10 protein-coding genes are annotated in these 15,584 nt (G+C 49.7%); all 10 read right to left on the bottom strand.

All coding sequences use genetic code 11. The features are described 5' to 3' along the window. Positions 1 to 19 precede the first annotated feature (19 nt). The gene (locus PAEVO_RS04065; protein ID WP_100536381.1) at positions 20 to 874 is read right to left on the bottom strand and encodes a GDSL-type esterase/lipase family protein; all 855 of its coding nucleotides are present in this window, start codon (positions 872 to 874) and stop codon (positions 20 to 22) included. Between the two features lie 149 nt (positions 875 to 1,023). Further along, the gene (locus tag PAEVO_RS04060) at positions 1,024 to 1,785 is read right to left on the bottom strand and encodes a CAP domain-containing protein (RefSeq protein WP_100536380.1); all 762 of its coding nucleotides are present in this window, start codon (positions 1,783 to 1,785) and stop codon (positions 1,024 to 1,026) included. Between the two features lie 351 nt (positions 1,786 to 2,136). Then, positions 2,137 to 2,598 carry a GNAT family N-acetyltransferase gene (locus PAEVO_RS04055; RefSeq protein WP_071218337.1) on the bottom strand — a complete coding sequence of 154 codons (462 nt, stop codon included), beginning with the start codon at positions 2,596 to 2,598 and terminating at the stop codon, positions 2,137 to 2,139. A gap of 141 nt (positions 2,599 to 2,739) precedes the next feature. Further along, positions 2,740 to 4,605 carry an ABC transporter ATP-binding protein gene (locus PAEVO_RS04050; protein ID WP_100536379.1) on the bottom strand — a complete coding sequence of 622 codons (1,866 nt, stop codon included), beginning with the start codon at positions 4,603 to 4,605 and terminating at the stop codon, positions 2,740 to 2,742. Beyond that, entirely contained in the window at positions 4,602 to 6,380 is a 1,779-nt protein-coding gene (locus PAEVO_RS04045) for an ABC transporter ATP-binding protein (protein ID WP_100536378.1), read from the bottom strand. The genes PAEVO_RS04050 and PAEVO_RS04045 overlap by 4 nt, the downstream gene beginning before the upstream one ends. A gap of 529 nt (positions 6,381 to 6,909) precedes the next feature. Next, entirely contained in the window at positions 6,910 to 10,557 is a 3,648-nt protein-coding gene (locus tag PAEVO_RS04040) for a dynamin family protein (RefSeq protein WP_100536377.1), read from the bottom strand. A 298-nt stretch (positions 10,558 to 10,855) separates the two neighbouring features. Then, positions 10,856 to 11,137, bottom strand: coding sequence for a hypothetical protein (locus PAEVO_RS04035; RefSeq protein ID WP_006209564.1), 282 nt, complete (start codon positions 11,135 to 11,137; stop codon positions 10,856 to 10,858). Positions 11,138 to 11,388: 251 nt separating this feature from the next. After that, positions 11,389 to 12,060 carry an endonuclease III gene (nth, locus tag PAEVO_RS04030; protein WP_100536376.1) on the bottom strand — a complete coding sequence of 224 codons (672 nt, stop codon included), beginning with the start codon at positions 12,058 to 12,060 and terminating at the stop codon, positions 11,389 to 11,391. Between the two features lie 85 nt (positions 12,061 to 12,145). Continuing rightward, positions 12,146 to 14,875, bottom strand: a complete 2,730-nt coding sequence (locus PAEVO_RS04025; protein ID WP_100536375.1) for an S-layer homology domain-containing protein — start codon at positions 14,873 to 14,875, stop codon at positions 12,146 to 12,148. 78 nt (positions 14,876 to 14,953) lie between these two features. Next, positions 14,954 to 15,553 (bottom strand): GerMN domain-containing protein, encoded by a 600-nt coding sequence (locus PAEVO_RS04020; protein ID WP_100536374.1) that lies wholly within the window; start codon positions 15,551 to 15,553, stop codon positions 14,954 to 14,956. Positions 15,554 to 15,584 lie beyond the last annotated feature (31 nt).

The raw sequence follows: 15,584 nt of genomic DNA, 5'->3' as shown, positions 1-15,584 counted from the left end.
TATGACATCCTCATCATGCCTACAGCATACCCTCTACAATTCGATCCGCTATAGCCTGATATCCTGCCCCGTTCGGATGAAAATGGTCCGAGGACAGATACTCGCCCAGCTTATGCTGAAACAGATCGAACGTGGGGACCAATGTCATATTGGGATCCCGGTTCACGATCTCCATAACCGCATGATTCCATGCAGAGACCACGATATTGCCGGGTATGAGCAAGTCTTCCAAATCGGAAAAAGGATGATACAGACCGATATAAACGATTCTCGCATCCGGATTAATGTCACGAATCTTCTCCAGAATCGCCTGCAGGCGTTCAGATGCTTGCGGCAATGCACCCATCAGCTTAGCAGGTTCGAGCTCTAACTCATCGGAATCCGCCGCCCCTTCCATCAGCCCGCTGCCTTGAAAGATATCATTGCCTCCTATCGATAGCATAATGACATTGGCTTGCTTCAAGGCATACTGTATTCCTTTGTCGTCCAGCTTGGGAAGGAGTCCTTCGGTCGTCATTCCGTTTATGGCCAGATTCGCCAGCAGGCTCGCTGTTCGGCCATCGCCATTTAATTGATCCACGCTTCGACGGACAAAACCGCTCCCGGTATTGTCCCCCGTTCCCTTGGCCAGTGAATCTCCAATCGCAGTTACATTTAAATCATTGGGCAAAATCGGATGTGACGGAGCACTCTCCGGCTCTTCCGGCGCTGTCTCTTCTTCGGACGCCTCGGATCCACCACCACCAGTCAGCAAGGGCTGTCCTTGCGGATCATTAATATCCTTAAATGCATACACAAAGCCAAGAATAAGCACAATCGTTACAATAACCGACACGGAGGCAGTAATTCGCCATATCCATGCAGATGATTTCATGACATTCCCCCTACAAAATTCCTCATGTACATTACCTTAAGACTTCTATTAAAAATTTGCAAATCAAAACACGCAAAGAAGACTGCCCCGGACGCAGTCTTTCGATGCGCGACCGGGGCAGCCCTGTTCATATGAAACAAGATAAGTGCTTATTCACTGATGAATTCTTGAACCCAATATCCGTTGTAGTATCCAACACCGATCATGGTGAAGTTCGGAGACAGGATATTTTCACGATGACCTTGACTATTCATCCAGGAGTTCATAACTTCTTGTGGTGTACGTTGCCCTTTAGCAATATTCTCACCGGCATAGCCGTAAGAAATACCGTAGGCTTTCATCATATCGAATGGAGAACCATGCGTTGGCGAAGTGTGGCTGAAATAATTATTATTGCTCATGTCCTTCGCTTTATCGAGTGCCACGGTTGTCAGCTTAGCATGGACCGTAAGCGGCTTCAGGCCTGCATTCGCACGTTCTTTGTTCACCAGCTTTACAACCTCGGAAGCAAAATTCGATTGTTCCGTTGTACCCGCAGACTCGGAAGGCTGAGACGGTGTTGTAGATGGAGCGCTGGTCTCAGGCTTGCTTGTTTCCGGTTTGCTGGTTTCTGGTTGAGTCGTTTCTGGTTTGCTGGTTTCTGGTTTGCTGGTTTCCGGCTTGCTTGCTTGCGGAGTTTCAGCAGGCTGGTTCGCCTGAGGTTTTTCCGTTTGCGGCTTCTGAACGACCACCCATTTAAACTGTGATTCCAAGCCTTGGCTCTCCAGGAATTTCTGGATCTTTTGTTGCCAGTTTACATAATTATTGCTTTCAGCAGGTGCAGCAGACGCCGTCGTTGGCAGCATGATGCCGACAGCCAGCACAGCAGCAATGCTGCCGCCTGCGATTTTCTTTATCCAATGGTTGTTCATGAATGCTCATCTCCTATGCTCATAGTTGTGGAGTTTGCTTGACCGCCCTTCTAAGATGAATTTCTAGGGTGCCGGACGATCAAACAATGGTTACATTTTTGTAATCTCGTTACGAACACATTGTAACACATTTGATACCTTCGGCAATCCTACAATTGTTGGAAAAGCGTCCTTGAATTCCTACCTATACACCGGAAACCAAGTCGTCTATAGTCCCAGACATGATGTAGGGATCGATGCTTTAATCAAGCGAAGAACTCTTCTTATATCGGTGGTCTTCCCATCGAGTTTTAGGGAAAAACAAGAAAAAACCCACCCCAAAATTGGGATGGGTTTATGAAAAGACGAAGACTACAGCTTTTTACTAAACTGGTATCCAGCCTTTTCAAATCCAATATGCTCATAAAATGCATGTGCGGGAGCAAGTTCTTCCCGGTTGCCGCTTGTGAGAAACAAGAGGTGGCTACCATGCTGTCTTCCCCATGTCTCTGCACCGCGAATCAATCTTTTGCCAATTCCTTGGCCGCGGTAGCTTGAGGTTACAATAACCGAAGTAATTTGAGTGACCGGTTCGGTCATAGTGAAGGATTTGACTTGACGAAGCATGATCATACCAACAACAACACCATCAACCTCAGCAATCAGATTGCCGTATAAAGGATTGTCGTTCATGGCTTCCATCCGTTCACGCATCACATTAAGCGTGGTCGGATAATTCAGTTCGCGCATCAAGGATGTGACAGCTTCCAAATCATTCTTCTCAAAGTTTCGAATCAGCAGTGCAGGCGCAGATAATACGCTTTCGATGCTCATTATACCCTCATGCTTCCCTTCTTCTATGAATTCTGAGTAAACTCTACTTCTATTTTGTAAGTTTACGAAGAAGATTGCAAGTATCAAGCGACATTTTTTTTACATTTGTGTCGGTTTTGTTAAACCTTTGTTAAGCCGTTTTTACAAAAATCGGTATTGTGCTTCAATCAACCCATGGTACGTACCCTGCTTCTGCATAAGCTGGCTGTGATTTCCTTCTTCGATTATCTTGCCATGATCAAGCACAACGATATGATCGGCGTGGCGAATCGTTGACAAACGGTGCGCCACGATGAAGGAGGTTCGACCCTGAAGCAGCACTTTAAGAGCTTCCTGAATTTTCAATTCCGTCTCGGTATCGATACTCGCCGTTGCTTCATCCAGAATCAGAATCCGCGGATCGGCAAGGAGCGCCCTGGCAAAGGACAGCAGCTGCCGCTGACCCATGGACAGCATATTCCCGCGTTCTTCAACCTCGGTATCGTAGCCGCCCGGCATTTGGACGATAAAATCATGGGCGCCTACCGCCTTCGCTACATCCTCTATCTCCTCATTGGTTGCATCCAGACGGCCAAACCGGATATTATCCCGAATTGTACCGGAGAATATAAAGGTATCCTGCAGCACGATGCCAATCTGATTTCGAAGACTTTCAACCGTTACCGATTGGATATCGTATCCGTCGATGGTTAATTTACCTTCGGTAATATCATAGAATCGGCTGAGCAGATTAATGATGGTACTCTTGCCTGATCCGGTATGACCGACAAGCGCAATCGACTGGCCTGCCTTCACGTCCAGATTGATCCCTTTGAGAGCCTGGCGTCCTTTTTCGTATTCAAACACCACATTCTCCAGCTTGATATCCCCTTTAATCGTCGGCAATTTCTTCGCCCCAGGCTGATCATCAATGCTCGGCTTCTCGTCAATAAACTCAAAAATACGTTCAGAGGAAGCCATGGCGACAAGCAATTGGTTATACATTTGGCCAAGCCGATTGATCGGCTCCCAGAAGTTCCCTACATATTGGGTGAAGGCAATGAGCAGACCGATGGTGAGCTCGCCTTGTTGGATCAACACGGCACCAAGCCAGAACAAGATCAATGAACCGAAGCCACCGGTAATTTCGATAAGAGGTCCAAATCCTTGGTTCATGGCAGACGCCTTATCCCAGGACTTTTTGCTGTCCATGTTCATGTTGTCAAAGAATTTCATATTCTCTTCTTCTTGCGTGTAAGCTTGGGTCACGCGGATCCCTTGAATCGATTCATTCAAGTGGGAGTTAATCCGCGAGTTCCGAATCCGTACATCCTGCCATGCACGCCGGATGCGTACACGGAGTTTGGTCGAGATGAAGAACATGATCGGTACCGTGACAATAACAGCAAGACCAAGCTTCCAGTTTATTAAGAGAAGGATGACCACAATACCTACTAGCTGCACGCAGTCGATGATCAGATTGACAACCCCGTTAGTAAACAAATCTTGCAGGGAGTTAACATCATTCGTAACGCGGACCAGCACGGATCCAGCCGGACGCTTGTCGAAGAAATTAAAGGACAAGCGCTGAATATGCTGGAACAGATCCGCTCGAAGGTCATATATCACTCGCTGACCGATGATATTCGTAAACTTGATACGAAATATTCCGGCAACCCATTGAATGATATACATCGCCAGGACGGCTATCGTAATCTGATACAGCAAGGTCAGGCTGGGATTCCCACTCTTCGGTTCGATGGCCTGGTCAATGGCCAAACTGGTCAAGAACGGTATGGCAAGCTTCGTAATGGTACCGATGACCATCATAAGTCCGATTAGCGGGAGAATCTGTTTGGCATAAGGTTTCATATACGAAATCAGCCGTGTCAGCTGCATCCAGTTAAACGGTTTCTCAATCGCATCGTCGTCCTTGTATACAAAACGTTCATTGGGTTCTTCCGAGGACTTCCGCGGCCTCGGAATCTTTTGCTTTTGATGCGGTTCAGTATTTACATTGGCGTTCATGCTTGCACCTGCCCTTGCGTGCCTCCTGCTTGAGCTTGCTTCGCAATAAGGTCCGCATATTGTATTTTGTACACATCCTGATAAGGTCCTGGCACTGCAATCAAATCATTATGCTTGCCGCGCTGCACGACTCTTCCCTCATCCAGAACGAGAATTTCATCCGCATGACGTAAAGAGGAAATCCGGTGAGCGATGATAAACGTCGTTCTACCGTTCATGACTTCCTGGAAGCCGGATTGAATTTCATGCTCGGTTTCCATATCCACTGCACTGGTGGCATCATCCAGGATCAGAATTTTCGGATCCTTCAACAGAGCCCGGGCAATCGCGATCCGCTGCTTCTGTCCGCCGGACAGTCCCATTCCCCGTTCGCCAACGATGGTATCATAGCCATCCTTCATCTCCATGATGAATTCATGAGCCTTGGCCAGCTTGGCTACCCGGATGATCTCTTCCATACTGACGTTCTTCATCCCGTAAGAAATGTTATTTCGTATACTGGATGAGAACAGGAAGGTCTCTTGGAATACCGTGGCGATCTGGCTGCGTAAACTCCGCACCTTAATATCATTAATGTTGACTCCGTCTAATTTAATACTGCCTTGGTTGACATTGTAAGCATGCATCAAGAGCTGTATTATAGTCGACTTACCAGAGCCCGTTCCGCCAAGCAAGCCGATAACAGAGCCGGGACGCGCATCCAAATTAATATCTTTAACTGCAGCCATCTTATTGCCGTAAGCAAAGGTGACGTTGTCAAATACAACGTGTCCTTTCACTTCGCTTGGCACCAAATCTACAGCACGTTCGCGGTCTTCCACATCAATTGGCTGATTTAGCAGCTCCAACACACGTTCACCGGAAGCCTTGGACTGCGTATAGTTGTTAATATGGAAACCAATTCCCCAGAGAGGGCCGATTATGTACCAGATCAAGGTAAAGAATGCTGCTAACTCCCCAACCGTCATTGAACCTTTGATAACCATGGCACCGCCGACTGCAAGGAGAATGACGACACTGATATTCGCGAATAGTTCCATCATCGGGAAGTAACGTGCCCACAGTGAAGAGGCAAAAATTTGGTTGGTTTTGTAGCGCTCATTCCGTTCGGAGAACTTCTCCACTTCGTGAGGCTCACGCGCAAAAGATTTTACGGTTCGAACACCCGTAATATTCTCCTGAACCGCGGTTGTCAGCGAGCTCAGCGCAAGACGCATTTCCTGGAAAGCCGGATGGATCTTGGATTCGAACTTCAGAGCTGCCACAACCAAGAATGGCATCGCTACCAAAGTAACCAGCGTTAATTGCCAGCTGATGGTGAACATCATGATGGAACCAAAGGTTATCATCAGTACTAAATTGAGAAGTTGGGCAAAACCGAAGCCGATAAACATCCGGATTGCTTCCAAATCCCCGGTAAGCCGCGACATCAAATCCCCTGTCCGTGCCGTGTCATAATAGCGGAACGATAGAAATTGCAATTTTTCATAGCAGGCGTTTCGTAACGAGTATGCCAGGTAGTTGCCTAGCCTCCCCCCAAAAAAACCGTGCAGAAACTGCATTGAAGCTTTCAGAATTACCACACCCAGCACAGTGAGTGCGAGCTGCGGCACGATGCCGTAATTCTCCAGCTTGATTGCATCGTCAATCAGCACTTTCAACAGCTGCGGATAGACAAGTCCTAAAGCGGTTGCAATCGCCAGACACAGAATGGAAAGAAAAAGATAACTTCGTTTCTCCCAAAAGAAGCCCTGCAGTTGCCTGAGAACATTCATGTTTATCCTCCTTTGGATTATTTTCGTTCAGGTTATGTAGCATTTATGAAGTTTATCATCGACCTGAACCCGCGGCAAAGAGGGAAAACCGTCATAAATGAGCCAAAAGGACCTAAAGGGGGCAAATAGTATAACTTATCTTTGTTTCATAATGAAATCATCGGAAATTCTCATTAATACTAGGGGATATAATCACATTGTCAGTCCCTTCAACCATCAGGCTTCATCCACGATTTCCGACTTTTTTGAACATGCTTGAAAAAGGGTAATATCCTAAGCCGTTTTCATCCTAGTGCGAACGCTGTAGCGGATTAAAATACGTCATACCATCCTATTAACCTTCATCAGCCCACGGTGAACATAGGAAAAAAGACGCCCCGCCATGGTGGCAAACGGGACGCCTTTTGATTGAGAAGTATAGGTTTGGAGTTTAAGCTGCATATCATCGTTATGCGTTTGGGAGCTTCTGACACCAACAATAACTATGCTATTCCGTTGGGTACTGCTCTTGGTCGCATAAGAACCGTCATTACTGCGCTCCCTGAATCATAACTTCCAGCTCATCCGCCAGCTTACTCCACATCAACGGGGATTGGCCGTCCTGCAGCGAACCGAGAATGGCAGCCATGGATTCCTTCAGCTGTTCCTCCAACACCGAGACATGATGCTGCAATGAACGCTCGCTCATCCGAACATAGTGGTCCGTCAGCTGCTCTTCCCGAATGCTCACCACACTCGCCACGGCTTCCTTCACCTTCGGCTCAGCCGCTTCACGAAGCTTGGAGCTTCCGCTTCCCTCAAAGAAATGCTTCGGGTTCTTAAAGGACGACCAGAAGGACAACCAATCCCCCTGGATTTGCAGATCCGTTTCTTCCAGCTCCGGCGGTGACCAGTCCTTATCTGCCCGTATGGAAAGGGACAAGCCCTCGGCCATACCGTTGATATCCGCTGCTGCTTTAAGCGCTGCGTCTTCAGCTAATTTGCGGCCGGCCATCTCTAATCGAAGCGTTGTCGCCCATAACTCCTGATCCAGCTCCATGGACATCGTCCGCATCAAATCACGTCCGCAAGCCGCAAAGGCCGATTTCAGGTGACCTGCATCCTCCCGGAGCACGGAAGGATTAAACGACTCCTGAAAGAAACGGTTCATGGCATAATCCAGCCGCTGCCGTACATGAAACAGCAGCTCGCTGCTTTCCTGCGCGATGTCGCGGGACATGTTATACTCCGTTAAAGCCTCAAGGCGAGATAAGGCTTGTTGATGAACCTCTTCCAGCTCCACGATTTTACGCTCACGCGTGGTCTCATCCTGGGCTGCCATATCGGCCCATGCCCTGATCCGGTCCCTAACCGAAGCCAGTTCATCATAAGCAGCGCGCTGTGAAAGCCTTGGCAGCTCTTCAACCGCAAATCGACTAAGCGCTCCTTCAAATACCGGAAACCCCGATTCCTTCAATTTTGCTTCATCCCCACCCAGCTTACTATCCAGCGCAGCCAGACTGGAAACGGGGAAGATATGCGGGCTGCCTACCCCGCTGGATGTCAGATTGGTACGAACATGCTTCACAACCTCATCCAGTTCCTCTTCGGATTGTGCAAGGTCTGCGGCATTGACGATAAAAAACATTTTATCCAGGGCAAAACTGTCTTTAACCCTGCCCAGCTGGGACAGGAATTGCCGATCCGCTTTGGAGAAGGCATGGTTGTAATACGTTACGTAAACGATGGCGTCCGCATTCTTAATATAATTGAACGTGACGCCCGTATGCCGGGCATGCAGGGAATCCGCTCCCGGCGTATCCACCAGCACAATCCCCTGCTCTGTCATCGGACAGCTGTAATATAGATCAATTCCGTCGACAAAACAGGATTTGGTTTCGTCCGCCACATAGCCCCGATATTCCGCCAGCTCTACCGTTTCCGTCGTACCAAGTTTGGATTCCATCACATCCCAACCGGCGGCGGCGGCCTTCAGAAACCCGTAATGCGGCAAGCCTGCCGGGTGAATACCGGCTGGATTCAATCCTTCTGCCGCGCTCCGCCAATTGCCCGGATTCGGTTCCTGGAGACCCAGCACGCTGAAGGAGTACTTCAGATCGTCCCACCACATCTCGCGGCTCTTCATCCGCACGGCTGCGGTCCCATGGGATTTCCCTTCAACCGGTGCCAGAATCCGGTTCACCGCCGCCGTTGTCGGGTGCGGTGACACCGGTAGGACCGACTCGCCTAGCAGTGCATTGGCGAAGGAGGACTTCCCGGCGCTGAACGCACCGAACAGCGCCAAAGTGAACGAGCCGCCCGCAAGCGCATCCGCGCGGGCGGTCAAATCCCGCGCGGCCGAGACAAGCGCGGGATGCGGCGCCAGCAGCGCTGCTGCTGCGCGCAGCTCGGCTGCCGCGGCATCCAGCCGCTGGCGCCGCTGCGGTGCTGCCGCCTGCGCAGCGGCGGGGCGGGGCGCCGTGCGCCCTAGCCCCGGCTGCGCCGCCGGGGCGCCGCCCTGGGCAGCCGCTTGCGCGGGCTGCCCTTCCGGCTCCCTCACCTCCGGCAGGAGGCCGGGGGTGAGGGAGGTGCGCGGCGGGAGCAGCTGCGCCAGCTCAGCCGCGCGGGCGGCTTCCGCCTGCTGCAGGGCTGCGTAGCTGGCGGAAGCCGCAGATTGCGCCAGGAGCTCGGCGCCCTGGCGCTCCAGCTCCTCCAGACGGACGGCCGCAGCGTCCGTCAATACCGCCTTCAGCCGGTCGGCAAGCACCAACGCGGCCCGGCGGTAGCTGCCCTTGATTTCCTCGGCCAGCTCCCGGTTATAGTTCAATACATATTCGCCGGACACCGTCGCTTCCGGATTCACGGTCCGCGTGATCATATCCTCCCGCACGCCGGGAAGCTCAGCGTCCATCAAACTCTCCCATTCCGTATTCCACTCCGTATGCTGTTCCACGCTTTTGCGGAACAGCGAACGCAGATGCCAGTCGATCTGCGCTGTCGTCTGTTCCTCCAATCGATGATGAAAAGCCTCCAGACGGCGCCGACGCTCCTCCTCCGTTTTGCCGCCTGTGAACAGAAACCCGACTTTAAAACCGCTCTTCCGGCTTTCCAGAAAGGCCAAACTTAAATCCCGAACATCCGCCGGCGTCAGATTGGCATTTGCCAGAAGGGTATCCGCTTCTTTGCGAAGTTCCGTGCGGACGGATTCCGGCAGCAGCTGCGCGGATCTTTTTTGATCCTCCAGCTCCTGCAGCCGCGCTTTCATCGCCGCAGCGGCCTCCTCGCCGCCCATTTCCTCCAGCAGCCGCTCCTTCTCTTCCTGATGGCTGCGGGTATAGGCTTCCACATGCTGATCGGCAGCATGACGAATGGAGCAGGATACGCTGTAGCGCAGCAACGGTTCCTTATGGGATATGAGTTCGCCCATCAAAGACTTCAGCGTCCCCCATTGATTATAGGGATGGTCCTGAACTTTAAGCGAAGTGCACAGCAATCCTTTATACGTGATCTTCCACTGGGCGAACGCCTTCTTCACGTCGTTCAGATAAGAAGTCAGCGTCAATTCGTCATCACGATGCTTGTCGATCTGATTGACGATCAGGTACAGCGGCTTCCCCCAATCCGACAAACTCTTGGCAAACATCAAATTGCTCTCCGACTGCACATGATTATAATCCATGACGTAAAAAACGATGTCAGCCATATGCAGGGCGGAATGCGTGGCAAGCCGGTGCCCGTCATCGGTTGAATCGACCCCGGGCGTATCCATCAAGACGCCGTCTTCGCCAAGCAGCGGCACATCATCCCACACCTCAATCGCGGAATACTCCCGGCCCTCCTTGCAGTATTCGGCAAGCTCGTCAATCGTTACCGTTAAAGGCTCCCCAGGCTCCGCAGCAGATCGGTGAATCAACGCCCGTGGCTCACCGCTTCGGATTGTAACCACATTCGCACTTGTCGGTACCGGACCCGAGGGCAGCACCTTTTTGCCGCAAAGCGCATTAATCATGCTCGACTTCCCTGCGGAAAAATGTCCGCAGAAGGCAAGCGTCAGTTCGCCGCCTGTACCCTTGCGTATTAAATCCTCAGTCAAAGCGGAGGAAGACTCGTCATTCCATTCCAAGAAACGGTCCCGAACTCTCGTGAGTTCCGTAACACTGTATCCGATTTCATGCTCAGCCATCAACTTCAATGTCATTTCTCGCTCCTGTCCATTGATCTCTCTCAATTTCTGACACAATCTATTCACATCGTTTTATTTTATCACCGCTTGCGCCGTAAAGGAATCATTGCATTTTATTTTCGACCGTTGCCTTGATATGACAGTCCTTGATCTATGCAAAATGGCAGGTCAAGGAAGTGATCTTCCTTGCCTGCCATGGATCCAAAGCTTCATGAAGCTGGAACATACAGGAGGAATGAGGTGAGAATTCACACTCGATTACCCTGTAAGAACCAGGTTTATCTCATTTTTTAAAACATCAAATTTAAAGAACTTAAGATACAACGGTGTTTTCTTCTGCCGGTATCAAAATTTCGAAGACATTTCCATGCTGCAGAATGGTTAAACCGCGTGATTTATCACGCATAACAACCACTTCGGGCTTTTGTGACATGCGCTCCAAATAATGCTCGGGAGCATCCCCGGAATGACTGAACGTCACGCCTTCGACTTCCTGCTCTTCATTTTCACTCAGTTGGCTTTGGCTCTCCACCACATGTTCAAAAATATCTGAGAACAATTCAAAATTGTCGGTGTAAACAGAGATGCATTTCATGTGTAATCCCATCCTCTTTTAAATTTAGCTCATGCCGATCCAGGATACGTCCTCTTACACCTTGCGAAAAGCGACTTTTGATCACTGTTGTTTCCAGATTTCCATTCTCCCATGCGGCTAAAGATAGAAATCCGGAGACAAAGGCAAGCCCAGCGCTTGCTTGCAATTATGTCCATTTCGCTAGCTATTCATTAGAGTGCCGTATTCCCAATGAATCTGATGAACCTCTTTTTTGTCTATTCTTGCTGGTTTTACAGTTGTTCCTTATTCTTCCTGACTACTAAGGTTTTCATACGTTTCTTTCCTTCACGGCAAACATCGAGCAAGGGGCATACCGGGCATTGCGGATTTTGAGCCTTACAGTGATACCGTCCGAAAAAAATGATTCGATGATGGGTCAGCGTCCATTCTTCACGCGGTACCCGCTTCATCAGCTTTTTCTCCACTTCCAGCACGGAATCTTTCCAGGCGGCCAGTCCAAGTCGCTTGGAAACCCGCTCCACATGCGTGTCAACCGCGATGGCAGGCACACCAAAGGCATTAGAAACCACGACATTGGCGGTCTTGCGTCCAACCCCAGGTAATTTAACCAGCTCATCATGAGCTTCCGGCACCTCACCGCCATACTGCTCGATCAGAATCCTGCACAAATTCTGAATATGTTTGGCCTTGTTCCGGTATAATCCGATCCGTCTGATATCCTGCTCAAGTTCCTCGATCGGTACCGATACATAATCCAAAGGCGTTTTGTATTTCTGAAACAGATCCTTTGTCACTTTATTAACCGTTTCATCCGTGCACTGGGCGGACAGCAGCACGGCGATGGTCAGCTCAAACGCATTGCTGTGATTCAGTTCGCAATGTGCATCCGGAAACATGCTCTCCATCGTGTCCAAAATATGCCGTACCGTTGCCGCATTCATATGATTTCCCTCCCGCAAAAAAAAATCTTGATGCGGAAATCCCCGCATCAAGACGGTGTTTCTCGAGCAATCCCAGGTCGATAATTTACTGTTTTACGATCTCAACAACGACACCGTTGTTTAAGTACAGTACAATATTATCATTTTCCTTAAGGGATTGCACGGACAAAGTAGTGTCACCTTGATGAACAAATACTTTATCGGATAATGTATACCGGTAATTATCATTAATCGATTTACGCTTAACTTGAATTTCCGTATTGCTCGCCTGCCAGAATGCGCGTTCAACCTTCTCCAGAACCTGGACAATGGTTACGCCTTGAATATCCTTTCGAATCTCCACGCGATCTCCCGGAGTCAATGTGGTTAAGTTCGAAGCCGTTGAACCATTCTTAACGACTTTAACTCCACCGCTTACTCCTATCGTCTGGCTATTGCCCGCATGATCCTTCACGGTCAGTGCATTTGCGGATGCATCAACGCTAGTCACTTCGCCAAGCGTTAATTTAACTTCAGCGATCGCGACAGCCATCACACCTTGCAGCGTAATGTTAACGAGTGTCCCGGGACGCAGGTCCGCAAGCAGAATCGCTTGTCCGCTATCACCGGTCAATGTAGCTTTGTCGGTATAAATATCGCTTGTGGAGCCGTTCGCTTTCACTCGAATCCGGTTTTTCGCAGGTTCAGTAAAAACCACCTCGAATTGCGCGGAAGTTTTGAGCTTCAAGCTCTGCAAGTAATCTTGATTGGTTGACAGCTGGGCTGACACTTCGTCACCGACCCGTACATCGGCCAGCGACGCGCTCGATTTGCCGAAGATTTCCACAATCAAAGTGCTGTTGTATGGAATTTCTTCCACTTTTCCAGTGGCGTCCACAATCGATATCACTTTCTTGGATGTGTTAATGCTGCTGATTTTACCTTCAACTTTATACACCACTTCCAATGAAAGTGCACGGGTACCAATCAGCGACACGCTTACTTTACGTCCTGCGCCTAGCAGTGGTTCTACCTTATCCAGCGTCGTTCCATTGCTTGATTCCAGCTTCGTCTTATCATCCAGGATGATGACCCGAGGCTGGTTGTTGGCATCCTTAACGGTCAGCCAGTGCGTCTTCGAATCGTAGTTTACAATGGTGACGCCGTCGAGCTGCTCCATTTGACGACCCGTTACTTCGATCTTCGTGATTTTTTCTTCCCCGTTGATGGTCAATGTCACTTGATCGCCGGATACCGCGTCAGCGAGCAAATCGGACAGAACAGGTTTCACCACACCGCTCATAATGATTTCCGGCTTCTCAGCCAAAAACTTTGTTTCGAGCTGTGTGCTTCCACTGCGTTTGTAGGTGATGGTCTTTCCGTTTTCTTCAACGGAGTACAGCATCGCCTGCACGGTACGATCAACGCTTTGCGTGACTTCCAACGACTGAAGGATGCTGTTTTTTACCGTAAAATTGACGGTGTAGCCGTTCTTCAACTCGGCCGGAGCCATTATCTGGTTCTGATAGCGAATGACGGTGGCATCATCCCATGTGTACGTATCCTCATAACCGGTGCTATCTTTAAGAGTTACTCTTTTGTTTACCGTATCCACGTTCTGGACGACGCCCGCCCCCGTCTTGTTAACCAAGCCGCTCTTTACGCGGATGGACACAATTTTCTTCTGCGGACTGTACGTTTCGCGCTCAATCGTAAGCAGACTGCCGGCAGCCAGTGTCTTCGGATCGATCTTGGTCCCGTTCTGATCCAGGAACACCGTGCTTGGCTCGTAACTCAGCTCTTCAAAGGTGCTGCCTGTATCCAGCCAAATGACGTTGTTCGGCGACAAGCGTGCGTACGTGCGGTCAAACCGCTCCACTTGCTGGGTTGGATCGGTAATTTCCACGTAAGCAGCCGTTCCGTTATTCACAACGACTACCGCTTGGGTGTATGGATTAATCTCCGAGAATTGCAATCTCTTCTCCGAATCGGATGTGAAATACGCTGTGGAATTATCCAGCTTAAATGAATTCAGCTTGCCATCGGCATACAAATCCAGTTTTCCATTCTCAATTGAAGCAATAGAGCCTTTGTATTGGTTCTCATAATTTGTGGTGATGTAGGCTTGAGCCCGGCTAAGGAACGTTGCAAGCTGGGCACGGGTAACGGCCCCTTGCGGATCGAACTTGTTGCCGTTCACACCTTTTGCAAGTCCCAGCTCAACCGCAACATTGACATAGCCCAGACGATCCGGGGATATCTTGGCGTTATCCGCAAAGCCTGTCGCTTTATTTTTGGCTGCATTGGCCTCCGCGGTTCGTCCAATGGAACGGACAAGCACTTCGGTTATCCATTCCCGGGATGCTTTCTGCGCGCCCCAAATAACTTTCTCATCCGTATATCCGGATTCTTTTTGCTTGTCGAGCAGGTTTTGCTGAAAAGCCAGTTCAACATATTTCGTAAAATAATCATTCACTTTAACATTTGTCGGTAATGTCGCAGCGCCGCTGCTTAATTGATCCTGCATGCTTAAGAACCGGATCGCCATCGTTACAGCTTCCTGCTGCGTTACGGGATCGTTCGGACGAAACTTTCCGTTATTCCCGGTCACGATCCCCTGTGCTGCTAACTGATAAATGTACTTTTCTCCCCAATATCCGGCATTAACATCACTGAATGCGTTAATGGGCGTTTGGGCTGCATTTGCCGTTGTCGCATTTGCCGCTTCTTCATCTGCCGAGACGATCGAAGCCCCGCCTCCGAATGCTATAAGTCCGGCCATGACGGCGGAGACCACTTTTTTGGAATGAACATGTTTGCTGTGTCTAAGTACCATTTTCTTTCCCCTCTCAATAACTACTGCTTCATCATATACTAATATTCGACAGCAGATCGTGATCTCCTTCAACCATCATTACCGAGTCATTGGATTTTCCAAATCGACATGACCCATTAACGATTCGGTCTGCTGACCATCCACCAGAATTTGAAGTGATTTCACCTCGTCAAACTGGAAAAAAGTTTTTTTGATCGCATCGACGGCAAACGACTCCCCGCCTGCACCCAGGTTGGCTTCGTCCGGAACCGTCACATCGAGCGTCAATGCCCCGTTATCAAATGTCAGTGAATTCAGCCCGATTTTGTCCCACAGAGGAATCATTTCGGCATGATTACTCTTCTGCAATGCTTGATAAGCCGCTTCGTATTTTTCTTGATCTTCCTTATACGAAATTTCTGCCGTGCCTTCTACCAGCTCCATCAAATCAGGATCCGTGTAGTAGGCTTTGATGCTCTCTGTTTTCGCTTCCGGCGTCGTCACTTCGCTGCCATTCCCGGTAGACGATCCACCTGATCCATTCGACGTTCCGCTATTACTCTGTCCTGTCTGATCATCAGGCTTAGGCGTTACTTGCTCCGGCGTATTGTCCGGAGCTGCTCCGGGTTTCTGTCCACAACCGGCGCCAATCAGCATTACGGCTGCCAATAGACCAGCCGACCATATTTTTTTATTCAAAAGTAGCCACCTCCTGCAATCACGATCACTG

The organism is Paenibacillus sp. GM2FR, assembly GCF_002803325.1.
Classification (GTDB): domain Bacteria; phylum Bacillota; class Bacilli; order Paenibacillales; family Paenibacillaceae; genus Paenibacillus_AQ; species Paenibacillus_AQ lautus.
Note: the sequence above shows the minus strand (reverse complement) of the source record. Positions and strands in the feature narration are given on the sequence as shown.